The following is a 24,995-nucleotide window of genomic DNA, read 5'->3' on the forward strand; positions in this document are numbered from 1 at the left end:
GTTGTCTACGAAATGGTTTAGGCTTTCACCATGGCTGCTCGAACCAACAGCGTGGACCCCCGCGCCGAACGCGTTCGCGCCCGGCTTCGAGAGGCATCGTTCGCGCTGGCCCACCAGCATCGGGTGGACGAGCTGACCGTCGGCGACATCGTCGCCCGGGCAGGCGTCAGCCGGCAGGTGTTCTATCAGCACTTCAGCGACCGCGACGACGCCGTGGCGACCGCGTTCGGCGCCGCTTTCGCCGCCGCGACGGCCGACGGGTGCGGCGATGCCCGCGCCCGCATCCTCCGGCTGTTCGACTTCGCCGCCGAGCACCGGACGATGTACCGCAACATCGTGCCGAGCGCCGTCACCCAGCGAGTGGTGACGGCATTCCGCACCGAACTCCTGCCAGCCTGCGAGCAAATCGCGACGCAGGGCATGCCCGTCGTCTCCCGGATCGCCGGCCTGACCCCGGAGTCGGTGACGCGATTCCTGGTCGGCGGGTTCATGGAGGTGCTGCGGTCCTGGATGGAGGACCCGGACTCGACCGACCTCGGCGGGCGGGTCAGCGCTGCGCTCGACACCGTCGACGGCCTACTCGGGCTCAACACGTACTCGAAAGGTGATCACCATGGCTAAACATCAAGCCGCCGAGCGGCATCCCGCTCGCGATCGTGCCGCGGTACGCACCGTGGCGCTGGCAATGATCGGGTTGACGCTGCTCGTCATCGCGATGATCGCCAGTTACTCCGGCGCGTTCGCCAAGCCGACGCTGCATCACATGACGGTCGCCGTCGCCGGACCCGAGCAGTTGGTGGACGGCATTCGCGGTCGGGATGCTTTGACGGTCAACGAAGTCGGTGATGACGCCGCCGCCCGAGCGCAGGTGTACGAGCGCAAGACCGACGCGGCGTTCGTCGTCGCGCCGAACGGCGAGATGAAGATCTATGTCGCAGGCGGTGGCGGGCACAGTGTTGCCACCGCCGGGGAGACGGTGGGCCGCAGCATCGCCGCCAAGGCCGGCCTGAGACCCGCTGTCGAGGATGTCGCGCCCGCTTCGGCGGGTGACCCGTCGGGCACGGTGGAGTTCTACGCGATCATCTTCATCTCGATCGGCGCCTCGGTGGGCGCCACCGTGTTCGTGCGTGTGATGGGTACCGTGCGCAAGCCGCTGACGCTGGCACTGCGTAGCGCCACACTGGCCGGTTATGCGGCCCTGCTGGCGGGCGCGGTGACTGTTTATGTCGACCTGATTCTCGATGCGTTGACCGGCCACAGCTGGCAGGTGTTCGCGGTGTTGTGGCTCTACGCGATGGCGGTCGGCGGCGCCATCACGGGTGTCGCGGCGGCATTCGGGGCGGTCGCGTCGATGGTGCTGACGGCTTTCCTGGTGGTGGTTGGCAACGCTGCTGCCGCCGGTCCGGTCGGCAGACCGCTGTTGTCGGGCTTCTATTCCGCGTTCACCGCGATCGTGCCCCAGGGCTCGGGTGTCTCGCTGCTGCGCAGCGTCTCCTACTTCGGCGGCAACGGCGCCATCACGCCGCTTGTCACGCTGGCGATCTGGGCCGGTTCGGGCGCCCTGCTCGCTTTCCTCGCCACCGCCTCGCGAGTCAATTATCGTGCCCTCTATGAGCGTTACCTCCCCGGTCGTGCCGGGCGAGACCGAGCCCTATTACGACCTGGGGTCCTATCACCGGCCGATTGAGACGACCTCGCCGCAGGCACAGATCTGGTTCGACCGCGGGATGGTGTGGGCGTACGCGTTCAACCATGAAGAGGCGATTCACTGTTTCGACCGTGCGCTCGAACTGGATCCGGACCTCGCGATCGCGCGGTGGGGCGTCGCCTACTGTGTCGGGCCCAACTACAACAAGGCATGGGAGGCGTTCGACCCCGTCGACCTGGCCGCCTCGCTTGCCCGCGCCCGGATGGAACTGCGCCTGGCGGCCAACGGGCGCGCCGATGCGGCCGAACGCGGGCTCATCGAAGCGCTGCAGGCCCGTTTCCCCACCGATGACCCCTTCGACGCGGCGGCCCTGCAGGCCGGGCACGGGGCCTACGCCGACGCGATGGCGGCGCTCGCCGCGGCCTTTGCCGACGACATCGACGTGCAGGCGCTGGCCGCCGATGCACTGGTGAATGTGACGGCATGGGCATTGTGGGACACCGCAACCGGAGAGCCCGCCAAGGGGTCTCGGGTCGTGGAGGCGAAGCGCATCCTCGACGATGCGCTGACCACCGCCTCCGGCCGCGAGCATCCCGGTGTCCTCCATCTCTATCTGCACACCATGGAGATGTCGGGCACCCCGCAGAATGCCCTGCCGGCCGCGGATCTGCTCCGCGGTCTGGTGCCCGACGCGGGTCATCTGCAGCACATGGCCAGCCACATCGATGTGCTGTGCGGCAATTACCGCGATTCGGTGGTGTCCAATCTGGCTGCGGCGCAAGCGGATCGACGGTTCGTCGAGCGAGAGGGCCCGCTGAACTTCTACTCGCTGTACCGAGCACACAACCTGCACTTCATCGTGTACTCCGCGATGTTCGAGGGCTCATCGGCCATCGCTCTGCGGGCCGCCGACGAGTTGGCCGGGCAGCTCACCCCCGAGCTGCTCGCCATCGAGTCTCCCCCGATGGCCGATTGGCTCGAAGCGTTCGTTCCGCTGCGTGTTCACGTCCTGGTCCGCTTCGGGCGGTGGGAGGAGCTGATCGGCCACCGGCTGCCCGCCGATCCCGAGCTGTTCTGCAGCACCGCGGCCACCATCCATTACGGCCGCGGGGTGGCCCACGCCGCGAAGGGACACGTGGACGCGGCGCGCGCCGAGCGTGAGGCATTCACGCAGGCGTATGCCCGCATCCCCGATACCCGATACCTGTTCAACAACACCGTCCGCGACATTCTCGCCGTGGCGGCCGCCATGCTCGACGGCGAAATCGATTACCGGGAAGGCCGATACGACGATGCCTTCGCCCATCTGCGGCGCGCCATCGAACTCGACGACGCACTGCCCTATGACGAACCGTGGGGCTGGATGCAGCCGACGCGGCATGCCTACGGCGCGCTCCTGCTCGAACAGGGGCATGTCGAGGAGGCGGCCCAGGTGTACGCGGCGGACCTCGGCCTCGACCCCACACTGAGCCGGCCGTGCCAGCATCCCGGCAACGTCTGGAGCCTGCACGGGTACCACGAATGCCTGCATAAGCTCGGACGCAGGGCGGAGGCCGCGATCATCGGCCAACAGCTCGAGTTGTTGCAGGCCCGCGCCGATGTGCCGATTCTTGCGTCCTGCGCCTGCCGTCTCGAGGTGACCGAGGCGTGCTGCCACGGCTGAGCCTCAGCCGAAACCCACACACTCATTCCACGGTCTCCTTCCGCCGAGCTCTATCGTGGTCACACGTGGAGAGGGTTTGGCGCTACGTGAAAAGCGCCCCGCTGACCTACTCGTGGCTCGCCCTGCTGCTCGTCACGACGATCGTCCAACACTCCATACCGCTACGGCGGCTACACGCGCTGCTGCAGAAGGACTCGACGAACCTGCACCATCTGGCCTCGGATCCGGTCCGTGTGCTGGTCCAGAGCCTGCTGTGGATCGATGGCCAGTACTGGACGCCCTATCTGGTGGTCTTCACGCTGTTCCTGGCCCCCGCCGAGCGCTGGCTCGGGCGTCTGCGATGGCTGTTCGTGGGGCTCGTCAGTCATGTCGGGGCCACGTATCTGAGCGAGGGATACCTCTACTGGAGGATCCAGGAGGCGGTGTCCTCTCCGCGGCTGATCGACGCGCGCGACATCGGGGTGAGCTATTTCGTGGTCGGCATCGTGGGTGTGCTCACTTACCGCATTCCGCGACGCTGGCGATGGATGTACGTCGTGGGCGCGCTACTGGTCTTCGTCATCTCGCTGGCCGTCAAACAGGACTTCACCCAGCTCGGCCATTTCAGTGCGCTGCTGATCGGGCTGGCGTGCTATCCGCTGACCCGATCGCGCCGGCCGGTGGCGGTAGCTGCGTAAACTCACCGGCTGTGGTGATCAGCGACGACGACCTCGAACAGCTCGGCCGATGCGTCGACCTCGCGCGCGAGGCGCTGGACGCCGGCGATGAACCCTTCGGCTCCGTTCTGGTCGGGGCGCAGGGGGTGAGGCTCTTCGAGGATCGCAACCGCGTCAAGGACGGTGACCAGACCCGTCATCCCGAATTCGCGATCGCCCGTTGGGCGGTCGACAACCTGACCGCGGCGGAGCGGGCGGAGGCCACCGTCTACACCTCCGGCGAGCACTGCCCGATGTGCGCCGCCGGACATGCCTGGGTTGGCCTTGGCCGCATCGTGTACGCCACCTCGTCGGAACAGCTGACTCAGTGGCTGGCCGAATGGGGTTCACCCCCGCCGCCGGTGGCGCCGCTGCCCATCACGACCGTCGCCCCCGGCCTGCGCGTCGACGGACCCGTCCTCCAGTTCGCGGAAACCGTGAAAGGCCTCTACGAGAAGAGGTTCCGGGCGTGACAACCGACCCGGCCTGGGTGCAGCACGCGATCTGGTGGCAGGTCTACCCGTTGGGGTTCGTCGGCGCGCATCCCGCCGATCCCGTGCCGACCGCCGACGAGCACCGGCTGCGCCGCATCGCGGACTGGCTCGACTACGCCATCGAACTCGGCGCATCCGGTATCGCGCTGGGGCCGATCTTCGCATCGCGTACACACGGCTACGACACCACCGACCACTACCGGATCGATCCGCGACTCGGCGACGATGCCGACTTCGACCATCTGATCGCCCAGGCTCGTCGGCGGGGCCTGCGGGTGCTGCTCGACGGTGTGTTCAACCATGTCGGCACCGACTTCAGGCACTACCGCGACGGAGAAACCGCGTGGTTTCGACAACGCGGCAACCAGGTTGACACGTTCGAGGGTCATGGCGACCTGATCGCCCTCAACCACGACAACCCCGACGTCGAGGCCTACGTCGTGGACGTGATGGGGCACTGGCTGCGGCGGGGAGCCGACGGCTGGCGCCTCGACGCCGCCTACGCCGTGCCCGACACGTTCTGGGCTCGCGTCCTGCCGAGGGTGCGCGAAAAGGCCGGCGACGCCTGGATCGTCGGCGAGGTCATCCACGGCGACTACGTGGCGCGGGTCCGGGCGTCCGGATTCGACTCCGTCACCCAGTACGAACTGTGGAAAGCGATCTGGAGCAGCCTCAACGACGGCAACTTCCATGAGCTCGACTGGGCGTTGGTGCGGCACGGCGAATTCCTCGACGACTTCGTGCCGATGACGTTCATCGGCAACCACGACGTCACCCGCATTGCCAGCCAGTTGTCAGACATCCGCCATCTGGGGCACGCACTGGTGATCCTGATGACCACCGGCGGAACCCCGAGCGTCTATTACGGCGACGAGTCCGCCTATCGCGGCGTGAAGGAGGAGCGCTTCGGCGGCGACGACGCGGTGCGGCCCGAATTCGCCGCCCAGCCAACCGAAGTCGATACGGATGGCCACGAGACCTTCCGTCTGCACCAGTATCTGATCGGGCTGCGTCGGCGCCATCCCTGGCTGCACACGGCCCGAACATCGCCGCTGGTCCTGACGAATACCCAGTACGTCTATGCGACCCGCAACGGCGGCGACACACTGCTGGTGGCGCTGAACGTCGACAGCGACCCGTTGCCGTTGTCCTTGGTGGAGCTTGGATTCAACGAGGGCGAGGTGCTCGCGGGATCGGGTGCTCCCCCGCAGGCCGTCGTCGCCGAGACGGCAGTCGAACCGCATGGTTGGTTGATCATCGCGCCGCGCTGATCACGACACCGCTTCGCGGGTGGCCGGGTCTTCTTCGCCGCCGTAGAACTTGTCGAGCACCGCGCGGAAATCGGCCTCGTCCTCGGTCGCGTACCGGAACAGCGTCATCGACGAGCGCACCTTGAGGTTGTCCGGGAAGCCGAAGACCTCGTCGACCGACCGGCCCTCGATGCTCACGACCAACCGCGCGCACTCCCGCAGGCGCGGCCCGAGCACATCATGTGCGAGATACGCCCGTGCCTCGTCGAGCGAGGAAATTCCGTAGTGAAGCGCGGTGGGGCTTCGTCCCAGCTCGCGCAGCTGAGGAAATACAAACCAGATCCAATGGCTGCGTTTCGCGCCGCTGCGCAGTTCCGCGGTCACGGTGTCGTAAATGGGGTCCTGGGCGTCGATAAAGCGTTGCAGGTCGAACGGATCAGCGTCATTTGAGTACAACGATTTCCCCACAGTCATCTCGTTGGCAAGTTTTGCAGGCTAATCTTCTGGACTCAATGACCACAAGCACCGAACAGCCAGCGCAGACCCGGCCGGAGCCGGCACCGAAGGCCAGAAGGTTGCCCCGCCGCATGCTGTCGCGGGTCAGCATCCAGAGCAAGCTGCTGTTGATGCTACTGGTGACGAGCATCCTGTCCGCCGCCGTGGTGGGCGCCATCGGTTATCAGTCCGGGCGGTCGTCGTTGCGGGCCTCGGTCTTCGACCGGCTGACCGAGATCCGGTCGTCGCAATCGCGTCAATTGGAGTCGAAGTTCGCCGATCTCGAGGATTCTCTGATCGTCTACACGAGGGGTGCGACGAGCACCGAGGCGATCGCGGCATTCACGTCCGGATTCGACCAACTGAACGACAGCACGATCAACCCCGGGCAATGGCAGTCGATTGTCGATTACTACTCCAAGAATTTCGAAAAAGCCGAGGCCGAGCAGACCGGCAACCAGGTCGACGTCGACGCGTTGCTGCCCGGTTCGAATGCGCAGAAATATCTGCAGGCCTATTACACCGCTCCGTTCGACGACTGGGACAAGGCGCTGCAATTCGACGATGCGCGCGACGGCAGCGCCTGGTCGGCGGCCAATGCCCGGTTCAACGACTTCTTCCGCGAGATCGTGCGGCGCTTCGAATTCGAGGATGCACTGCTTCTCGACACCCGCGGCAACGTCGTCTACAGCGCCTACAAGGGCGTCGACCTCGGTACCAACATCCTCACCGGCCCCTACCGCGCGGGCGAACTGCGGGATGCCTACCAGAAGGCCATGGCGTCCAACGCCGTCGATTATGTCGGAATCACCGACTTCGGCGTTTATCAACCCGCAGACGAGCCGACCGCGTGGATGATGTCGCCGGTCGGGCCGCAGGGCCGGGTGGAAGGCGTGCTGGCGCTACAGTTCCCGATCTCGAAGATCAACAGGCTGATGACGGCCGACCAGCAATGGGAAAAGGCCGGGATGGGCGCCACCGGTGAGACGTTCCTGGTCGGCCCCGACGGCCTGATGCGCTCGGATTCGCGGTTGTTTCTGCAGGACCCCGAGAGATTCAAACGCGATGTCATCGAAGCGGGCACCCCACCCGATGTTGCGGACGAGTCGCTCCGCCAGCACGGCACCACGTTGGTGCAGCCGGTCGAAAACGAGGCCACTCGGCTGGCGCAGCGCGGCCAGACGGGGACCGCCATCGGAGACGACTATCTGGGGCACGAGACCCTGCAGGCGTACGCACCGCTCGACATGCGCGGGTTGAACTGGTCGATCATCGCCAAGATCGACACCGCGGAGGCGTTCGCCCCAGTGGCAAGGTTCACTCGGACCCTCGTATTGTCCACGGCCGGCATCATTTTCGTGGTCTGCCTGGCCGCGATGCTGTTGGCACGGTTGTTCGTGCGCCCGATCCGCCGACTCGAAGCCGGCGCGCAACAGATCAGCTCCGGCGATCTTCGCGTCACGCTGCCCGTCCAATCGCGCGACGAATTCGGGGACCTGACCGTCGCGTTCAACGACATGAGCCGCAACCTCGCGATCAAGGAGGAATTGATCGTCGAACAGCGGCGCGAGAACGACCGGCTGATGCTGTCGCTCATGCCCGAACAGGTGGTGCAGCGCTACCGGGAGGGCGAGGAGACGATTGCACAGGATCACCAGAACGTGACGGTGATCTTCGCCGACATCGTCGGGCTCGAGGAGCTGTCCGCCACCCTGAGCTCCGACGAGCTTCTATCGATCGTGAACAGGCTGACCCAGCAGTTTGACTCGGCCGCAGAAAGCCTCGGCGTCGAGCAGATCAGGACGCTGCACAACGGTTACCTGGCCAGCTGCGGGCTGAGCGTGCCGCGGCTGGACAACGTTCGTCGCACCGTCGACTTCGCGGTCGAGATGCAGCGAATCATCGAGCGGTTCAACGCCGAGGCCGGGCACGACCTGGATTTACGGGCAGGCATCGACACCGGCACCGTGACCAGTGGTCTGGTTGGCCGGTCGACGTTGGCATACGACATGTGGGGTTCGGCGGTCAATCTCGCGTATCAGGTGCAGAGTGGGTCGCCACAGGCCGGCGTGTATGTCACCTCGGGGGTGTACGACGCGATGGGCGGCAGCCGCAGCTTCACCTCCGCCGGGGTGGTCACCGTCGACGGCGACGAACAGCCGATCTGGCGGCTCGCGGAGCGTCAGCCGTGACCAGCGTGCTCGACGCCCCGTGGTTCTACTGGGCGATCGGGGTGGCGGTGGGCTTTCCCACGGCCCTGGTCCTGCTCACCGAACTGCATAACGGGTTACTGCGCCGCGGTAGCGGGTTGGCCCGACCGGTCCATCTGATCCGCAACTACATCCTGCCGCTCGGCGCCCTGCTCATTCTGCTGGTGCCCGCCATGCAGGTGTCGGGCCAGGCGACACCCGTCCGCATCGTGGCCACGGTCTTCGGCTTCGTGGTGTTGGTGCTGCTGTTATCGGGGCTGAACGCCACCCTGTTCCAGGGCGCGCCGGAAGGCAGCTGGCGCAAGCGAGTTCCGTCGATCTTCCTGGACGTTGCCCGGTTCGCACTGATCGCGGTCGGTGTCGGGGTGATGCTGGCTTACATCTGGGGAGCGCACATCGGCGGATTGTTCACGGCGTTGGGCGTCACGTCCATTGTGCTCGGCCTGACGCTGCAGAACTCGGTCGGCCAGATCATCTCCGGCCTGCTCGTGCTGTTCGAGCAGCCCTTCCAGCTCGGCGACTGGGTAGAGACGCCCACCGGTAGTGGCCGGGTGCTCGAAGTCAACTGGCGCGCCACACATATCGACACCGGCAGCGGCTTGCTGATCATGCCGAACTCGGTGTTGGCCGCCGCGTCCTTCACGAACTTCAGCCGGCCTCCGGGCTCCCACTCACTCGCTGTCACCACGGTGTTCACGGTGGACGACCCGCCGGACGACGTGTGCGGGATGCTGACGCGGGTGGCAGGCACGCTTCCGCAGCTACGGCCCGATTCGGCGCCGACGAGCAGGCCCGCAGGCGAGGCCGAGTACACGACGCTGATTCCGCTGCGCAGCCCAGCGGACGACGCCGCCGCCAGGGCGACGTTCCTGCGCTGGGTGTGGTACGCGGCGCGGCGCGGCGGACTCCACCTCGATGGCGCAAGCGACGAGTTCGCGACTGCCGAGCGGATAGAGGAGTCTCTGCGGATCATCGCTCCCGTCCTGCGATTGACGCCGACCGAGCACGAAGAACTGGTTCCGCACGTGCGTGTCACCAGGTACGGGACGGATGAGTACATCCAATTCGCCGGGCAGGTGCCCAAGCGGATGTCCTTCGTGGTCAACGGCCGGGTTCGGCTTGTGGTGACGGGCGACGACGGCGCGATCGTCCCGGTGCGTACTCTTGAGAACGGAGACTTCCTAGGTCAGACAGCGCTCACCCGCGAACCGGTCTCCGCGGCAGCGTATGCGCTTGAAGAGGTGACAGTGTTGCAGATCGATCGGCGCCGCATCGAGGAGTTGGTGGAGCGAAAGCCGGTGCTGTTACAGGACATCGGCCGCGCGATCGAGGAGCGACGGGCCAGCGCCCGGCGAGCGCTCGCCGCTGCAGGTGAATAGCCGGTGAGCGCGATGAAGCGACGTTTCCCCCGCCCCGCCGAACTGGCGCCCCTGATCGGATTTCGTAAGCCCCGGCTGAATGCGACCAAGCGGCGCCTGGCTGCGGCGCTGACCATCGACGACCTGCGCCGCATCGCCAAGCGTCGCACTCCCAGGGCCGCGTTCGACTACACCGATGGCGCCGCCGAGGATGAACTGTCCCTCGCGCGGGCCCGGCGCGCATTCCGCGACATCGAATTCCACCCGACGATCCTGCGCGACGTGGCGAAGGTGGACACCGGCCGCGAGGTCCTCGGCGACCACGTCGCGTTGCCCTTCGGTATCGCGCCCACCGGATTCACCCGGCTGATGCAGACCGAAGGTGAGATCGCCGGCGCCCACGCTGCCGCTCGCGCCGGGATCCCGTTTTCCCTTTCCACGCTGGGCACCAGTTCCATCGAGGACGTGAAGGCGGCGAACCCACACGGCCGCAATTGGTTTCAGTTGTACATGTGGAAGGACCGGGACCGGTCGATGGCCCTGGTCGAGCGGGCGGCCGCGGCCGGCTTCGACACCTTGCTCGTCACCGTCGACGTCCCAGTCGCCGGTGCGCGCTTACGCGATACTCGCAATGGCATGTCCATTCCGCCGACGCTCACGCTGCGGACCGTGCTCGACGCGATGCCCCGTCCCCGCTGGTGGTTCGACCTGCTGACCACGGAACCGTTGTCGTTCGCGTCGTTGGACCGCTGGCCGGGCACCGTCGCCGAATACCTGGACACCATGTTCGACCCGACCGTGACGTTCGAGGACCTGGCGTGGATCAAGTCCCAGTGGCCGAACAAGTTGGTGGTCAAGGGTATTCAGACTCTTGAAGATGCGCGGACGGTGGTTGACCTCGGCGTCGACGGCGTGGTGTTGTCCAACCACGGCGGTCGCCAACTGGATCGCGCGCCGGTGCCGTTCCACCTGCTGCCGGCCGTCGCGCGCGAACTCGGCGGGGCCACCGAGATTTTGCTGGACACCGGCATCATGTCCGGCGCCGACATCGTGGCCGCGATCGCGCTGGGGGCACGGTTCACCCTGGTCGGCCGCGCCTACCTCTACGGGTTGATGGCGGGCGGCGAGTCTGGTGTCGATCGGGCCATCGAGATCCTGTCCGGGCAGGTCCTTCGCACGATGGCCCTCCTGGGTGTGCGAACTCTCGATGAGCTGACACCCGACCACGTGACACAACTGCACCGGTTCGGCCGCGGCGAGTCCGAGCTTCGCGCTTAGTCACACTTGTAACTTCATTCCCAATGGTCACGGCGGATAGGCGGGCACCACGAGTCCGCGCCGAGTCGGAATCGTTAGCCAACCGCGATATCGCAAACGAGTGTTGAGCCCAGGGACCCACCCCCTGTGCGTGTTTAGCTAGCTCACGTAAAGCGACGGCACAAAGTTGCGGAAAGTGCGGCAAGCGCGAGAAAGGTGGGTTGGTTGCCGTTATGAAGTTGAAAGAGAAGTTTCGAGGTAAGTGGTTGCGCCGGTTGGCGGTGGCCGCCTTCGCGGCGACAGCACTGCCCGGGCTGATCGGCTTCGCCGGGGGATCGGCGACCGCGGGGGCGTTCTCTCGTCCGGGTCTACCCGTCGAGTATCTGGATGTGTTCTCCCCGTCGATGAATCGCAACATCCGCATTCAGTTCCAGGGCGGCGGACCGCATGCGGTGTATCTGATGGACGGTCTGCGCGCCCAGGACGACTACAACGGCTGGGACATCAACACCCCGGCGTTCGAGTGGTACTACCAGTCCGGCATGTCGGTCGTGATGCCGGTCGGCGGCCAGTCGAGCTTCTACACCGACTGGTACCAGCCGTCGCGGGGCAACGGTCAGGACTACACCTACAAGTGGGAGACCTTCATGACGCAGGAACTGCCTGCGTGGCTGGAGGCGAACAAGGGTGTGTCGCCGAACGGAAACGCGATCGTCGGTATCTCGATGGCCGGCAGCACCGCGCTGACGTACTCGATCTATTACCCGCAGAAGTTCATCTACGCCGCGTCGCTGTCCGGCTTCCTCAATCCCTCCGAGGGTTGGTGGCCGATGCTGATCGGGTTGGCGATGAACGATGCCGGCGGCTACAACGCCGAGAGCATGTGGGGACCGTCCACCGACCCGGCCTGGAAGCGCAACGACCCGATGGTCAACATCGGTCAGCTGGTGGCCAACAACACCAGGGTCTGGGTCTACTGCGGTAGCGGTACTCCTTCGGAACTCGACACCTCCGGCGGCGGAGGCAACCTGATGGCCGCGCAGTTCCTCGAAGGCCTGACGTTGCGCACCAACGTCACCTTCAAGGACAACTACGTCGCCGCCGGCGGCACCAACGGGGTGTTCAACTTCCCGGCCAACGGCACGCACAGCTGGGGCTACTGGGGTCAGCAGCTGCAGCAGATGATGCCGGATATCCAGAGGGTGCTGGGCGCGCAAGCCGCCGCATAAACGACCCACCCACAACCAGGAAGCCTGCCGTTACCCCCGAACGGCAGGCTTCCTGCTGTTGACAGTTGTCAGCCCTGCGCCGTGGAGCGGATGGTCAGATCGCCGATCTCGACGTCGTGCGGCTGTTCGATCGCCAAGGCGATGGCCCCGCGACCGCATCCGCGGGCAGGCCGAAGCTGTCCATTCGAGAACGGATTTCGGCGCGAAGCGCCGGGTCGTCGATCGAGGCGTCGAGCTCGGTGTCGACGAAGCCCGGAGAGATTTGACGTGGTGCGGATGACCCCGTCGGTCGACTCCTGCCGCAGTGTCTCCATGATCGTGCGAACCGCGTTCTTGGTCGCCGCATACAAGCCCATCCCGGGCATGATCTTCAGCCCCGCGGTGGAGATGGTCGTCACGAAATGACCATGGACTGTTGGCGGAAGATCGGTGTGGCCGCCGCAATGCCATTGAGGACGCCACGCAGGTTGACGTCGATCATCGATGACCACGCGGCCACGTCGCCGGTGCCCATCGGCCCGATCTTGCTGATGCCGGCATTGGAGACCAGCACGTCGAGCCGCCCGAACTCGTCGGCCGCCGCGCCGACCAGGTGCTCCACCGCGTCGGGCCGGGCGACGTCGGTAACCCGGGTCAGGATGCGCGCGCCGTCGCTGCGCAGTCCACCGGCGATCGCCTCGAGTCGTTCGCTGCGGCGGGCACCCAGCACCAGGGCCGCGCCCCGGGCGGCCAGCAGCCGGGCGGTCGCCTCCCCGATGCCGCTGCTGGCACCGGTGATGACGACGACGGTGCCGTCGATCGGATCGTTCGTCACGATCGCAACACTGCCGGTGGCAGCTTCCCCAGGCAAGCCGGGAACAAAGGAACCAGTTCCAGGGTTGAGCGCAACAGGTTCAACTTTGGAGGATTGATGTCTGAAGCCATCTCAGTGCCGGTGCTGTTTGTCAGCGAGCCGATCGTACTGCCGGGAATGGTGGTCCCGGTCGAACTCGATGACACTGCCCGCGCCGCCGTCGACGCGGCTCAAGCCAGCGAGTCCGGCAAGCTGCTGATCGCGCCGCGCCTCGATGATCGTTACCCCACGTACGGCGTGATCGCCTCGATCGTGCAGGTCGGTCGGGTGCCGGGAGGCGGCGCCGCCGCCGTCGTCCGTGGTGAGCGGCGGGCTCACATCGGCACCGGGACGAACGGGCCGGGTGCCGCGCTCTGGGTCGAGGTGACCGAGGTAACCGAGGAGCCGGCCGCCGACGAGACCAAGACGCTGGGTGCCGAGTACAAGAAGTTGCTGCTGGCGATGCTGCAGCGACGGGAAGCCTGGCAGATCATCGACTTCGTCAACCAGCTCACCGACCCGTCGGCGCTGGCCGACACGGCCGGATACGCGTCGTACCTGACCGCGGTCCAGAAGCGCCGGCTGTTGGAGACACCTGATGTCGCCGAGCGGCTGCGGGCGTTGATCGACTGGACCAACGAGCATTTGGCCGAGGTGGAGGTCAACGACAAGATCGCCGAAGACGTCCGCGAGGGCATGGACAAGCAGCAGAAGGAATTCCTGCTGCGCCAGCAACTCGCTGCGATCCGCAGGGAACTGGGCGAGGAGGGGACGGACGGGCCAGGAGGAACAGCCGACTATCGTACCCGGATCGAGGAAGCCGACCTGCCGGGAAAGGTCCGGGAGGCGGCGCTTCGTGAGGTCGGCAAGCTGGAGCGCTCGAGTGACCAGAGCCCGGAGGGCGGCTGGATCCGCACCTGGCTGGACACCGTGTTGGATCTGCCGTGGAACACCACGACCGAGGACTCCACCGACTTGAAGGCGGCGCGCCAGATCCTCGACGCCGACCACCACGGCCTCGAGGACGTGAAGGACCGCATTGTGGAGTATCTGGCGGTGCGGGCCCGGCGTTCCCAGCGGGGGCTGGCGGTCGTCGGCGGTCGCGGCTCCGGTGCCGTCATGGTGCTGGCCGGTCCGCCCGGCGTCGGCAAGACGTCGTTGGGCGAGTCGGTGGCGCGCGCCCTGGGCCGCAAGTTCGTCCGCGTCGCCCTCGGCGGTGTGCGGGACGAGGCCGAGATCCGTGGCCACCGGCGTACCTATGTGGGTGCGCTGCCGGGCCGAATCGTGCGTGCCATCGGCGAGGCGGGGTCGATGAATCCGGTTGTGCTGCTGGACGAGATCGACAAGGTGGGCTCGGACTACCGCGGCGACCCGAGCGCGGCGCTGCTGGAGGTGCTGGACCCGGCGCAGAACCACACGTTCCGCGACCACTATCTGGATCTGGATCTGGACCTGTCCGACGTCGTGTTCCTGGCGACCGCGAACGTGATCGAGAACATTCCGTCGGCCCTGCTGGACCGCATGGAACTGGTGCAGATCGACGGCTACACCGAAGACGACAAGGTTGCCATCGCGCGCGACTTCCTGCTGCCCCGGCAGGCGGAGCGGGCGGCACTGACGGCCGATGAAGTGGCGGTGACCGACGCCGCGCTTCGCAAGATCGCCGCGGATTACACCCGGGAGCCGGGGGTTCGGCAGTTCGAGCGGTTGCTGGCCAAGGCGCTGCGCAAGGCCACCACGAAGCTCGCTGACTCGCCGGAGGCGTTGACCATCGACGAGCCGGATCTCGTTGCCTACCTGGGCCGTCCGCGCTTCACGCCCGAGTCCGCCGAACGGACCGCGGTGCCCGGTGTCGCGACCGGGCTGGCCGTGACGGGTCTCGGCGGCGATGTGCTCTACATCGAGGCCGGGGCGACCGACGGTGAACCCGGGCTGCAGCTGACGGGTCAACTCGGTGACGTGATGAAGGAGTCGGCGCAGATCGCGCTGTCCTACGTCCGTTCGCATGCCGAGCAGTTGGGTGTCGATCCGAAGGCGCTCGACCGCCGGATCCACGTGCACGTGCCCGCAGGTGCGGTGCCCAAGGACGGCCCGTCGGCCGGCGTGACGATGGTGACGGCGCTGGTCTCGATGGCCACCGGGCGTCAGGTTCGCTCCGACGTCGGGATGACCGGCGAGGTGACCTTGAACGGTAGGGTGCTGCCGATCGGCGGGGTCAAGCAGAAGCTGCTGGCCGCCCAACGTGCCGGCCTGTCAACGGTTTTCATTCCGCAGCGCAATGAGCCCGACCTGGACGATGTGCCGGCGGAGGTGCTCGAGGCGCTGGATGTGAGGCCGATGACGGATGTCGCGGAGATCGTCGCGCAGGCGCTGGAGCCTGCGGCTGCGACGGCCACCGCGGCCGCCTGACCGGGAAGGTGACCAGCAAATGCCGGTTCGCGGACAGCCCCTGGGCAAGCTCGGGTTCTTGACCATCGGCCGCTTCGATGCGGCCGATCCGGCGCCGGGAATCGAGGAGACCCTCCGGGTCATCGAACAGGCCGAGACGCTCGGATTCGACAGCGTTTGGCTGCGGTGCCGGCATCTACAGCCGGGCATCTCCTCTCCGGTGGCGATCATGGCCGCGGCCAGCCAGCGGACCACCCGCATAGAACTGGGCACCGCGGTGATTCCACTGGGCTTGGAGAACCCGTTCCGGTTGGCCGAAGATCTTGCCACCGTTGACATTCTGTCTGGCGGGCGGATCAACCCCGGGGTGTCGGTGGGCACGCCGATGCTCTACGACCACTACAAGGAGTCGTTGTACCCGACGACGCACGAAGCGGAGGATTTCTCGAAGGAGCGCGTCGTGCGGCTGCTGAACTACCTGCGCGGCGCAAAGGTCAGCGATTTCGCGGGCACCGTCGGTATCGAACAGTTCACCGACTACATCCAGCCGCACTCGCCGGGCCTCGCCGACCGGGTCTGGTATGGAGGTGGGCTGTCGTCGGCGGTCTGGGCCGGGCGGCAGGGCATCAACTACCTGACGAGTTCGGTCGTCAGCATCGACGGCACTGACTCCCGCGACTTCGCGACCATCCAGGCCGAGTACATCGATGCTTTCCGTGCGCACCATCCGCATCCGGACACCGCACGGGTCAGCCACGGTCTCGTGGTGATCCCGACCGACTCGGCGTCGCCGGCGCAGATCGACAAGTACCGTGCCTACGCGGCGAGTCGCTTCGAGCGGACCAAGTCGCCGCAAGGCCCACGCGGCATGCTCTTCTCCCCCGACTTCGTCGGCACCTCCGATGAACTGGCCGAGGCGCTGCACGCTCACGCGGGATTCCAGCGCGCGAACGAAGTCGCCTTCGCTTTGCCATTCAGTTTCGCCGAAGACGACTACCTCCAGATCATCACCGACCTCGCCGAGAAGCTCGGGCCCAAACTGGGATGGAGTCCGGCAAACCGGTGACCTGTCGGTTGCCCGCGATACTGTCGTCTGATGGCGTACGACACTGCGCTGGCAGATCGCATCCGCGAATTGATCGCCGCTGAGCGCGGCGTCGAGGAAAAGCAGATCTTCGGCGGCCTGGCATTCCTCATCAACGGCAATATGTCGGTGGCGGTCAGCAGCCGAGGCGGGCTGATGGTGCGGGTGCCGCCGGATCAAACTGAGAAGCTGCTGACCCGTGATCACGTTCAGCCGATGGTGATGGCGGGCCGTGAGACGCGTGGCTGGCTGCGCGTCTCCGTCGATGGTGTGAAGACCAAGCGCCAGCTTCAGTCCTGGGTCAGCCGCGGCGTCGACCACGCCAAGGGGCTGGCCGACAAAAGACGTTTCCGTGCCTGAACCGCGGGTACGCCGGTACAGGTGAAGAAGTCGGCACCCGAAGCGCTGGTGCGGCGCCTGCTTGAGGTGGCAGGCACCAGCTACGCCGATGCCGCCGGGATCACGCTCAAAGATAAGCCGATGCCGCTCTTCCAGCTGCTGACGCTGTGCATGCTGGCCAGCAAGCCCATCAGCGCTGACGTCGCGGTGGCCGCGGCTCGCGAACTGTTTGCGGCGGGCCTGCGAACCCCGCGGGCAGTCCGAGAGGCCGAACGGCAGACCATGATCGACGCCTTCGGCCGGGCCGGCTACGCACGATACGACGAGAGTTCGGCGACCCGGCTCACCGAAATCGCCGACGCGCTCCATGAGACATATGACGACGACCTGCGTGGGCTGGCGCGTACCGCATCCGAAGAGGTGAAGGCGGCATCCCGACTTCTGCAGCAGTTCAAGGGAATCGGCGAGACGGGCGCCGATATCTTCCTGCGCGAGGTCCAGGACGTGTGGACATGGGCGCGGCCGTACTTCGACCGACGTGTTCTCGACACCGCCAAGGTGCTCGGATTGCCCGCCGGCGCCGACAAGTTGAGCGCACTCGCACCGCGTTCCAACGCGACGCTGGCGGCGGCCCTCGTTCGGGTTTCCCTCGACGACGGGCTGCGGGACAAAGTACTGCAGTCGTCGTGATCCGCATCGGTACCTCCGGCTGGTCCTATGACCACTGGGCCGGCGTGTTGTACCCGCCGGGGTTGCCGGTTGCCAAGCGGCTGGCACGGTACGTGGAGGAGTTCGACACCGTCGAGCTCAACGCCAGCTTCTATCGCTGGCCGAAGGACGCCACCTTCGCCGGCTGGCGGCAGCGGCTGCCCGAGGGATTCACGATGTCGGTGAAGGCGCATCGGGGGCTGACGCACTACCGCAGGCTGCGTTCGCCGGAGCCGTGGGTAGAGCGCTTCGAGCGGTGCTGGAACGCCCTCGGCGACCGGCGCGAAGCGCTGCTGGTCCAGTCGCATCCGGACTTGGAGCGCGATGACGAGCGGCTCCAACACTTCCTCGAGGTGATGCCGGACGGGATTCCGGTGGCGATGGAACTACGGCATTCGTCCTGGGACGACGAGATCGTCTACGCCATTCTCGAACGCCACAATGCCGCGTATGTGGTGATGAGCGGTGCCCGGCTGCGCTGCGTGCCGCGCGCCACGAGCGATCTGGTGTATGTCCGCCTGCACGGCCCCGATCAGGACTCGATGTACGAGGGGTCCTATCCAGAGGACCAGCTGCGGCGATGGGCGGGCCGGGTGCTCGGATGGCAGCGGGAAGGGCGCCGCGTTCTCGTCTATTTCAACAACGACCTGGGCGGGCACGCCGTCCGGAATGCGCGCACGCTCAAGGAGATGGTGGCGTCCGGCGACTGAACTTTCGGTGCAGCGGCTGCCGCGAAACCCCGAGGATCTGGCCGATGCCACTCCACGTGAGCGCCACCGTCTCCGCCGCTCCCACCGCTGAGTAATACCTGGACTACCGGGTCGGGCGTGTCAGATTCAGGCTCGTCGCGCTCAACACCATGATCTCGTCGAGAGCTCGTGCTGGAGGGCCTCGATCTCGGGGTTGTTTGCCCACCAAGGCTGGTCCGCCTCCTCTACCAGGGGGATTGCTGCCGGTTCCGGAAAGCGTGCATCACCCCTCTGAGACCTCAACGCGAGTACGCTGATTCGACATGACAACGTCGTCCACATTCGCCATCGTCGGCGGTGGTCTTGCCGGCGCCAAGGCCGCAGAAGCATTGCGCGACAAAGATTTCGACGGCCACATCGTGTTGTTCGCTGCGGAGGAGCGGCTACCCTACGAGCGTCCGCCGCTGTCCAAGGATTATCTGGCCGGAAACAAGAGTTTCGGCGACTTCGCCGCCGCATCCTCCGCCTGGTACCGCGACCACAACGTCGAGTTGCGAATGGGCACCGAGGTGTCGGCGGTCGACCCGAAGGGCCACACCGTGTCGCTGCCCGACGGCGACACCGTCGGTTACGACAAACTGTTGCTGGCGACCGGGTCCCGGTCACGCCGTCCTCCCATCCCCGGCGCCGATGCCGCCGGTGTGCATTATCTGCGCACCGTCGACGACGCCGATTCACTGAATTCGGCTCTGCCGGAGGGATCTTCGCTGGCGGTCATCGGCGCCGGCTGGATCGGGCTCGAGGTGACCGCCGTAGCACGCGCCAGGGGGGTCAACGTCACCGTGGTGGAGATGGCCGAGGTGCCGTTGATGGGTGCGCTCGGCCGTGAGGTCGGCGAGGTGTTCGCCCGCCTGCACCGAGAGCACGGCGTGGACCTACGCGTGGGCGCCGCGGTGGACGAGATCATGACGAGCGACGGCACCGCCACCGGGCTGAAGCTCGGTGACGGCTCCGAAGTCGCCGCCGATGCGGTGCTCGTCGCGGTCGGCGCCCAGCCCAACGTCGCGCTGGCCGAGCAGGCCGGTCTGGCCATGGGCGATGGCGGCGTACTCGTCGACGCATCGCTGCGCACCAGCGATCCCGACATCTTCGCCGTCGGTGACATCGCGGCGGCCGAGCACCCGTTGTTCGGCTCCCGCATCCGCACCGAACACTGGGCCAACGCGCTCAAGCAGCCCGTGGTCGCGGCGGCCGGGATGCTGGGCAGACCACAAAACTACGCCGAACTGCCCTACTTCTTCACCGACCAGTACGACCTGGGCATGGAGTACGTCGGATACGCGCCCGCCTACGACCGGGTGGTGTTCCGCGGTGACGTGGACGGCCGGGAGTTCGTGGCGTTCTGGCTCGACGGCGACAACCGGGTGCTGGCCGGAATGAACGTCAACGTCTGGGATGTGCTCGACGACGTCAAGGCGCTGGTGCGCTCGCGCGCCCCGATCGAACCAGGCCGGCTGGCCGACCCGAAGCAGGCGCTCGGTGAACTGACCCCCCACTGAGCCGCGACAGAGAGATCCGGCACCCTTGGTGGCTGATATGCGTGCCATGACCCGGATCCCAGCCATTGCAGTTGCCGTGCTCGTCGCCGGCTGCTCTGGAGAACGCATCGTGAACACCGGAGAACCGCCGGTGCCGAGCGGCGCACCGACAGCGGCGCCACCGCCCTCGGCGCCGGCCGACAACGCGCATCTCGTCAACGCGTTCGACTACGTCGCGCACGTCGACGATCGCGCGGTCTACTACTTCACCACGCCGAGCGGCAAGTGGCGCTGCGCGATCGTGCCGCGCGACAAGGCGGGCTGCCAGGCGGCCAGCAACTGGCAGTCCGGCCTGAACCTCCCGGACGAACCGGCCACCGTCGCCGACCCGACGGGCGAAGACACCACGCCGAACGCGATCATGATCGACCGCGAGGGCGACCCGCAGTTCGTCGCCATGGACAGGCCCGAATTCTGGCTCGACACCGGACCGGCCACAGTGCTGCCGTTCAATCGCATCCTGGCCGCCGCGGGATTCCGGTGCAACGTCCAGGAAATCGGCGTGTCCTGCATGAGTGAGTTGAGCGGCAAGGGCTTCACCTTTTCGGCGGAATCGGGGATGTCGCCGCAGTACACCAGCGTGCCGGTGAACGCACCATGAAGATCGAGGCGGGGCAGGTCGCCGTGGTGACCGGCGGAGCCAGCGGAATCTGATTCGCACTCGCCGACGCGCTGGTGGGCCGCGGCGTCAACGTGATGATCGCCGTTATCCGCGAGGACGCGATACCGGTCGCGGTCGACGCGTTGTCCAGGCCGGGTGGCGGGGGTACGCGCCGACGTCGGTGTCGAGGCCGACGTGGACGCCGTCGCCGGCGAAACCGTCGAGCGATTCGGCCGGTGGACCTTGTCTGCAACAACGCCGGTGTGGTCGGCGAGCAATCACCGGTCTGGGAGCAGCGCCCCGAGACGTGGAGGTGGATGGTCGACATCAAGCCGATGGGTGTGGTGCGCTCCGTCTCAGCGTGTTTGGGTGCGACAGTGCTGTGTCCCGGGTTGGTTGACACCGCCCTTGGTTCCCATTCGTACGCGCTGGTGCCGCCGGGCCGGGTGCACGCGGTCGTCGGCCCGTACACCGACGGTCGTCCGCCAGCGAGTCGACATGCTGCTGGCGGATCTGGACTGACCGTTACAGCAGCGCGGCGGTTCCATCATCGTTGACCTGGATCTTCGTGCCCGCGATATCGTCGCGGACAGTGGCTTGTGCCTCCGACGCGTCGGTGATCACCGCCAGCGCGCGGGAGTCGTCGGGCGTGCGGACCGCGAGGAAGGCTTTCTCGGCCGTGCCGTCCCGGTTGAACGGCGTCGTCCACGGTTCGACGGTGCCCACCCCGGCCCACTCCACCGCGGCTCGCCGGGTGGGCTCCCGGTCGACGACGGACTGGACGTCTTCCCAACGGAATTCGTTACCGGGTGGCTCCGTGCCGTAGATGCCGAAGCTGTGCTTGGTGAGATTGCCGCCGTTGGCGGTGATCAATGCGCGCCGGCCCGGGTCGGCGACCAGCCGCTCGGCCATCGTGGCGATGGAGTGGGTCACGTAGTTGTTCCACGGGCCGCCGGCGAACGTCAGCCCACCGGTGACGGTGAGGGGCCGGGCGGGGTCGCCCACCGGAAGCCCGAGTGCGTCGGCGGCGACCTGAACCGCCGACGGGAAGCACGAATAGAGGTCGATCAGCTCGATCTCGTCCACGCCCGCACCGGCCAGTTCCAGCACCCGCTTCCCCGCGATCTTGATGGCTGGTGAGCGGTGGAACTCCAAGCGCTCCGCGATCGAATACGTGTCGTGAGAGTCGGTGCCCGCATATGGAAACACCCAACGGTCCTTGGGAATTTGAAGATACGTCGCCTTGTCCACGGATGTCAGCACCAGTGCGGCACCCTGATCCACCATGTTGTTGGAGTTCATCAGCTTGGTATAGGGCCAGCTGATCATCCGGTTGCGTGGTCCGGACTGCCAGATCTGATGAGGCGCAAGGGGTTCACGGCTCCAGGCATGCGGATTACCGACGGCCACCGCACTGAACTGCGACCAGAGTTCGCCGATTCGGCGGCGGTGGTGGTCGGGTGACTCCTGCGCCGCGATCCGCACCGCCTGCTCGAACAACGGGTAGACATAAGCGGGACGGTCCAGTTTGATCCGGATCTCCGCGGGCCCGGCCATCGGCACACTGTCATCGGCGGCCACGGCCATCGGCACGGACTCGTCCTGGCTGGTCCATGCGGGCTTGGCTCCGCTCGCCCGCAACCGGGTTCGGGTACGCCAGGTTTCGGCGCCGGCGATCAGCACCGCATCGGTGCGTCCGGCCTGGATGTCCAGGCAGGCCTGGTTGACCAGTGACTGCGGCACGTTGCCGCCGACACCTGTGTAGACGGTGCCCGCGTTCTTGGCGCGGACGCGCTGCGCCAGCAGCAGCCCGGCATCCCGGTAGCGCCACGACAGAAGGTTGACGATCCGCACCGAGTCGACCGCCTCCAGCACCCGGGGATCGGCGGCGGCCCGGGCCGCGGCGACCATCAGATCGACAGGCTCCACCGCGGGATTGTCGTCATGCTGGTTCACCTGGCCATAGCCGATCAACACCGGTGTTCGGGGGTCGAGGGGCATTCCTCTAGTCCGCCGGTCCGTCGGGCCGGGCGGTGAAAAGGGCGCCTTCTGCGATCAGACTCTCGGTTTCTGCGGCGTCCAGGACCAGCACCTTCTGACAGATCTCGCGGGTGTGCTCACCCGGCATCGGCGCCGGCCGCAGCTCCGAGCGCGGGATGCGTTGATACGGGGCCGGGCCCGTCTCGCTGGACATCGGCGCGTCGAAAAGCGGATGCATCAGTTCGGTGTACAGCCCCCGGAACACGATCTGCGGATCATTCTGCACGTCGACCGCCCGGTTCATCGGGCCCGCAGGCACGCCCAGCCGCTGTAGCTGATCCGCGATCGCCGCCTTGTCCTTGCCCGCCGTCCACTGCGATACCGCAGCGATGAGGCCGGCACGGTCGGCGGGCAGTGCTTCGCGTGCCATGGCGGCGGCCACTGCGGCGCGATCAGCCTCGGTGCGCACCGAGATGACACACCACTCGTCGTCGCCGTCGCACGGGTAGACCGCATGGACCGCCCCGTCATCGGTCACCGTCAGCCCCGCCACGCGCGCAGCGTCCGCGACGTAGGTGGCGGCAAGCTGGTTCACCGCGACCTCGGCCTGCGAAATATGCACGTGTGCACCGGTTGCGGTGTGGTCGCGCGCGATGAGAGCGGCGAGCGTGGCGATCGCCGTGATGCGGGCGACAACGTGATCGGGGAAAATCGTGGTGGCGTCGTAGAACCTGCCTGGTTCGGCGGCTTCGGCATCTGCCGACGTCCACAGCCGGGCGATACCGGTGGTTGCGCGGACCAGGGGGCCGTAACCCATGCGGGCGCTCCAGGGGCCGGTGGCGCCAAAGGCACTGCTCTCGCCGAGGACGATGCGTGGGTTCATCTCGTACAACCGGTCATACGAAAAGCCCAGTGAGGCAAGCGTGCCCGGTTTGAAGTTGGCGAACACCGCGTCGGCCTTGGCCACCAGGCGGCCGAAAAGATCGGCACCGGATGGATTCCGCAGGTCCAGACCGAGGCCGTACTCGTTGCGGTGCGTCAGCGCCCAGGATCTGCTCATCGCCTGGCCCGGCGCCGTCTGACGCAACCCATCGGGATACGTGGCGCTCTCGATCTTGATGACCTCGGCGCCGAGGTCGGCAAACAGCCGGCCCAGTTCCCCGCCCGCGACGATGACACCGAGATCGAGGATGCGCAGACCGTCGAACGGACGTCGCATCGCGGATCTGTCACCGGCGGTCACCGGGGCAAGTCGTTCTGATACCCAGGCCGGCTCGTCGACTTGCGCACCCCCGACATAGCCGCGGTGTCGGCCGTCGACGACGAAGGCGCCCACCGGCACCATGACGTGTGTCCCGGGCGCGATCTCCGTGTCGGTCAGCGCACCGACGTCCCAAAAGTGCTCGGAGGACATCGCCTCCGCCGGGGTGAGTACCGCCGCGATGGGAACCCCCCGCTCCTGCCCCTGTTCCACCAACTCGGCCATCGTCTGCGGTGCGAACAGGTCGGCGATCGCCGCGTTGAGTTCGGCGGACGCCGCGTAGCGGGCCGCGATGGTCTCGAACTTCGGGTCGGCGAACTGCTCGGGCTCCCCCAACCAGGCCCGCATCCCTTGCCATTGACGTGAGGACAGCACACAGATCCGGACGTGGCCGTCCCGGCACGGAAATGTCGGGTAGATCTGCTGATTGCGCGGCCGGCCGCGCCACAGCTGGCTGGACTGCCTCTGGCCGACGGCCGCCTGACCCTCGGAACCGAACGGCGGGTCGAGCGACTGAACGACCGCCTCGAAACGGGAGAAGTCGATGTACTCGCCTCTGCCATAACGCAATCGATGGTAGTAGGCGACCAGCGCCGCCCAGGTGGCCTGGACTGCGGCCGTCGCCGAGGCGACTCCGTAAGGCGGCAGCACAGGTGTCCCGGTTGTCGGACCCGTCCGCGAGAGCGCGGTGGACATCGCGTACAGCACGGCGTCGGTGGCCCGCCACCGCGCGTGTGGTCCTGCGGCGCCGAAATCGGTGACCGACAGCGCGACCAGGTGGGCGAACCGCTCGGCGAGCGCGGCGCACGATGTGCCGAACGCGGCCGTGCCACCGGGGTCGCCGCCGTCGACGAGGATGTCGGCGTCCCCAGCCAGCGCGATCAACCGATCGCGGTCGGCGGCATCCGCCGGATCAAGCACGGTGAGACGTTTGTTCGCATTGTCCAGTAGGAACGGGACGCTGACGCCTGCGACACGGGGTGACGTCCGGCGCCCGGGGCTGCCACCCGGCGGCTCCACTTTCAGCACGTCGGCGCCCAGGTCGGCGAAAAGTCGGCCCACACCGTCGGATTCGCCAATACCGACATCCAGCACGCGCACGTGCGCCAGCAACCCGCTGTTCGACGGTCCGGCAGTCGTTTCTTCCACTCCCAGCACGACCGCCAGGCTAGTGCTTAGTACCCGGGCATTCGGGTACTAAGGCCTCACCTGCTGT

Annotated in this window: 22 protein-coding genes; 17 read left to right on the forward strand and 5 right to left on the reverse strand. The window is 66.7% G+C overall.

Annotation, left to right across the window (positions count from 1 at the left end; genetic code table 11):
- Positions 1–30: 30 nt before the first annotated feature.
- The 6 genes from ACVWWN_RS23095 (at position 31) to ACVWWN_RS23120 (ending at position 5,771) form a co-directional block, all read left to right on the forward strand.
- Complete coding sequence (locus ACVWWN_RS23095) at positions 31–621, forward strand: TetR/AcrR family transcriptional regulator (protein ID WP_457145922.1); 591 nt, start codon at positions 31–33, stop codon at positions 619–621.
- Positions 614–1,687 carry a hypothetical protein gene (locus ACVWWN_RS23100; RefSeq protein ID WP_457145923.1) on the forward strand — a complete coding sequence of 358 codons (1,074 nt, stop codon included), beginning with the start codon at positions 614–616 and terminating at the stop codon, positions 1,685–1,687. The genes ACVWWN_RS23095 and ACVWWN_RS23100 overlap by 8 nt, the downstream gene beginning before the upstream one ends.
- On the forward strand, positions 1,611–3,311 hold the full coding sequence (locus tag ACVWWN_RS23105) for a tetratricopeptide repeat protein (RefSeq protein ID WP_457145924.1): 1,701 nt from the start codon (positions 1,611–1,613) through the stop codon (positions 3,309–3,311). The genes ACVWWN_RS23100 and ACVWWN_RS23105 overlap by 77 nt, the downstream gene beginning before the upstream one ends.
- A 65-nt stretch (positions 3,312–3,376) precedes the next feature.
- On the forward strand, positions 3,377–3,988 hold the full coding sequence (locus ACVWWN_RS23110; RefSeq protein WP_457145925.1) for a rhomboid-like protein: 612 nt from the start codon (positions 3,377–3,379) through the stop codon (positions 3,986–3,988).
- A gap of 11 nt (positions 3,989–3,999) precedes the next feature.
- The gene (locus ACVWWN_RS23115; protein ID WP_457145926.1) at positions 4,000–4,479 is read left to right on the forward strand and encodes a nucleoside deaminase; all 480 of its coding nucleotides are present in this window, start codon (positions 4,000–4,002) and stop codon (positions 4,477–4,479) included.
- Positions 4,476–5,771 (forward strand): alpha-amylase family protein, encoded by a 1,296-nt coding sequence (locus ACVWWN_RS23120; RefSeq protein WP_457145927.1) that lies wholly within the window; start codon positions 4,476–4,478, stop codon positions 5,769–5,771. Before ACVWWN_RS23115 ends, ACVWWN_RS23120 begins: the two co-directional genes overlap by 4 nt.
- Here ACVWWN_RS23120 and ACVWWN_RS23125 read toward each other — a convergent pair whose 3' ends face one another.
- Positions 5,772–6,224, reverse strand: a complete 453-nt coding sequence (locus ACVWWN_RS23125; protein ID WP_457145928.1) for a DUF1810 domain-containing protein — start codon at positions 6,222–6,224, stop codon at positions 5,772–5,774.
- A gap of 38 nt (positions 6,225–6,262) precedes the next feature.
- On the opposite strand from ACVWWN_RS23125, the gene ACVWWN_RS23130 reads away from it, so the two are divergent.
- The 4 genes from ACVWWN_RS23130 to ACVWWN_RS23145 all read left to right on the forward strand — a co-directional run bounded on the left by ACVWWN_RS23130 (position 6,263) and on the right by ACVWWN_RS23145 (position 12,299).
- A complete protein-coding gene (locus ACVWWN_RS23130; RefSeq protein WP_457145929.1) occupies positions 6,263–8,437 on the forward strand; it encodes an adenylate/guanylate cyclase domain-containing protein in 2,175 nt (724 codons plus the stop codon).
- On the forward strand, positions 8,434–9,834 hold the full coding sequence (locus ACVWWN_RS23135) for a mechanosensitive ion channel domain-containing protein (RefSeq protein ID WP_457145930.1): 1,401 nt from the start codon (positions 8,434–8,436) through the stop codon (positions 9,832–9,834). The genes ACVWWN_RS23130 and ACVWWN_RS23135 overlap by 4 nt, the downstream gene beginning before the upstream one ends.
- A gap of 12 nt (positions 9,835–9,846) precedes the next feature.
- Entirely contained in the window at positions 9,847–11,091 is a 1,245-nt protein-coding gene (locus tag ACVWWN_RS23140; RefSeq protein ID WP_457149243.1) for an alpha-hydroxy acid oxidase, read from the forward strand.
- A gap of 212 nt (positions 11,092–11,303) precedes the next feature.
- The gene (locus ACVWWN_RS23145) at positions 11,304–12,299 is read left to right on the forward strand and encodes an esterase family protein (RefSeq protein ID WP_457145931.1); all 996 of its coding nucleotides are present in this window, start codon (positions 11,304–11,306) and stop codon (positions 12,297–12,299) included.
- A 68-nt stretch (positions 12,300–12,367) separates the two neighbouring features.
- Here the strand turns inward: ACVWWN_RS23145 and ACVWWN_RS23150 are convergent, their stop codons facing one another.
- Positions 12,368–12,697, reverse strand: coding sequence for a hypothetical protein (locus ACVWWN_RS23150; RefSeq protein ID WP_457145932.1), 330 nt, complete (start codon positions 12,695–12,697; stop codon positions 12,368–12,370).
- Positions 12,694–13,113, reverse strand: coding sequence for an SDR family oxidoreductase (locus ACVWWN_RS23155; protein WP_457145933.1), 420 nt, complete (start codon positions 13,111–13,113; stop codon positions 12,694–12,696). The genes ACVWWN_RS23150 and ACVWWN_RS23155 overlap by 4 nt, the downstream gene beginning before the upstream one ends.
- 96 nt (positions 13,114–13,209) lie before the next feature.
- On the opposite strand from ACVWWN_RS23155, the gene lon reads away from it, so the two are divergent.
- The 7 genes from lon to ACVWWN_RS23190 all read left to right on the forward strand — a co-directional run bounded on the left by lon (position 13,210) and on the right by ACVWWN_RS23190 (position 20,538).
- On the forward strand, positions 13,210–15,540 hold the full coding sequence (gene lon / locus ACVWWN_RS23160) for an endopeptidase La (RefSeq protein ID WP_457145934.1): 2,331 nt from the start codon (positions 13,210–13,212) through the stop codon (positions 15,538–15,540).
- A 19-nt stretch (positions 15,541–15,559) separates the two neighbouring features.
- The gene (locus tag ACVWWN_RS23165; protein WP_457145935.1) at positions 15,560–16,585 is read left to right on the forward strand and encodes an LLM class flavin-dependent oxidoreductase; all 1,026 of its coding nucleotides are present in this window, start codon (positions 15,560–15,562) and stop codon (positions 16,583–16,585) included.
- A 30-nt stretch (positions 16,586–16,615) separates the two neighbouring features.
- Positions 16,616–16,963, forward strand: coding sequence for a TfoX/Sxy family protein (locus ACVWWN_RS23170; protein ID WP_457145936.1), 348 nt, complete (start codon positions 16,616–16,618; stop codon positions 16,961–16,963).
- Positions 16,964–16,984: 21 nt separating this feature from the next.
- Positions 16,985–17,632: an endonuclease gene (locus ACVWWN_RS23175; protein ID WP_457145937.1), complete on the forward strand. Its 648-nt coding sequence runs from the start codon at positions 16,985–16,987 to the stop codon at positions 17,630–17,632.
- Entirely contained in the window at positions 17,629–18,360 is a 732-nt protein-coding gene (locus ACVWWN_RS23180; protein WP_457145938.1) for a DUF72 domain-containing protein, read from the forward strand. Before ACVWWN_RS23175 ends, ACVWWN_RS23180 begins: the two co-directional genes overlap by 4 nt.
- 302 nt (positions 18,361–18,662) lie before the next feature.
- The gene (locus ACVWWN_RS23185) at positions 18,663–19,898 is read left to right on the forward strand and encodes an NAD(P)/FAD-dependent oxidoreductase (protein ID WP_457145939.1); all 1,236 of its coding nucleotides are present in this window, start codon (positions 18,663–18,665) and stop codon (positions 19,896–19,898) included.
- A gap of 46 nt (positions 19,899–19,944) precedes the next feature.
- Positions 19,945–20,538 carry a hypothetical protein gene (locus tag ACVWWN_RS23190; protein ID WP_457145940.1) on the forward strand — a complete coding sequence of 198 codons (594 nt, stop codon included), beginning with the start codon at positions 19,945–19,947 and terminating at the stop codon, positions 20,536–20,538.
- 525 nt (positions 20,539–21,063) lie between these two features.
- Here ACVWWN_RS23190 and ACVWWN_RS23195 read toward each other — a convergent pair.
- Together ACVWWN_RS23195 and ACVWWN_RS23200 are read right to left on the reverse strand one after the other, a co-directional pair.
- Positions 21,064–22,539 (reverse strand): acetyl-CoA acetyltransferase, encoded by a 1,476-nt coding sequence (locus ACVWWN_RS23195; RefSeq protein ID WP_457145941.1) that lies wholly within the window; start codon positions 22,537–22,539, stop codon positions 21,064–21,066.
- A 4-nt stretch (positions 22,540–22,543) separates the two neighbouring features.
- On the reverse strand, positions 22,544–24,937 hold the full coding sequence (locus tag ACVWWN_RS23200) for a CoA transferase (protein ID WP_457145942.1): 2,394 nt from the start codon (positions 24,935–24,937) through the stop codon (positions 22,544–22,546).
- Positions 24,938–24,995: the final 58 nt, after the last annotated feature.

This window comes from Mycobacterium sp. URHB0021 (assembly GCF_054057895.1).

What these genes read in the sequence shown, in the direction of transcription:
- ACVWWN_RS23145 (WP_457145931.1), top strand. Translation starts at nt 11,304, where the DNA reads ATGAAGTTGAAAGAGAAGTTTCGAGGTAAGTGGTTGCGCCGGTTGGCG.
- ACVWWN_RS23165 (WP_457145935.1), top strand. Translation starts at nt 15,560, where the DNA reads ATGCCGGTTCGCGGACAGCCCCTGGGCAAGCTCGGGTTCTTGACCATC.
- ACVWWN_RS23095 (WP_457145922.1), top strand. Translation starts at nt 31, where the DNA reads ATGGCTGCTCGAACCAACAGCGTGGACCCCCGCGCCGAACGCGTTCGC.
- ACVWWN_RS23105 (WP_457145924.1), top strand. Translation starts at nt 1,611, where the DNA reads ATGAGCGTTACCTCCCCGGTCGTGCCGGGCGAGACCGAGCCCTATTAC.
- ACVWWN_RS23170 (WP_457145936.1), top strand. Translation starts at nt 16,616, where the DNA reads ATGGCGTACGACACTGCGCTGGCAGATCGCATCCGCGAATTGATCGCC.
- ACVWWN_RS23125 (WP_457145928.1), bottom strand. Translation starts at nt 6,224, where the DNA reads ATGACTGTGGGGAAATCGTTGTACTCAAATGACGCTGATCCGTTCGAC.
- ACVWWN_RS23130 (WP_457145929.1), top strand. Translation starts at nt 6,263, where the DNA reads ATGACCACAAGCACCGAACAGCCAGCGCAGACCCGGCCGGAGCCGGCA.
- ACVWWN_RS23185 (WP_457145939.1), top strand. Translation starts at nt 18,663, where the DNA reads ATGACAACGTCGTCCACATTCGCCATCGTCGGCGGTGGTCTTGCCGGC.
- ACVWWN_RS23190 (WP_457145940.1), top strand. Translation starts at nt 19,945, where the DNA reads ATGACCCGGATCCCAGCCATTGCAGTTGCCGTGCTCGTCGCCGGCTGC.
- ACVWWN_RS23100 (WP_457145923.1), top strand. Translation starts at nt 614, where the DNA reads ATGGCTAAACATCAAGCCGCCGAGCGGCATCCCGCTCGCGATCGTGCC.
- lon (WP_457145934.1), top strand. Translation starts at nt 13,210, where the DNA reads ATGTCTGAAGCCATCTCAGTGCCGGTGCTGTTTGTCAGCGAGCCGATC.
- ACVWWN_RS23195 (WP_457145941.1), bottom strand. Translation starts at nt 22,539, where the DNA reads ATGCCCCTCGACCCCCGAACACCGGTGTTGATCGGCTATGGCCAGGTG.
- ACVWWN_RS23140 (WP_457149243.1), top strand. Translation starts at nt 9,847, where the DNA reads ATGAAGCGACGTTTCCCCCGCCCCGCCGAACTGGCGCCCCTGATCGGA.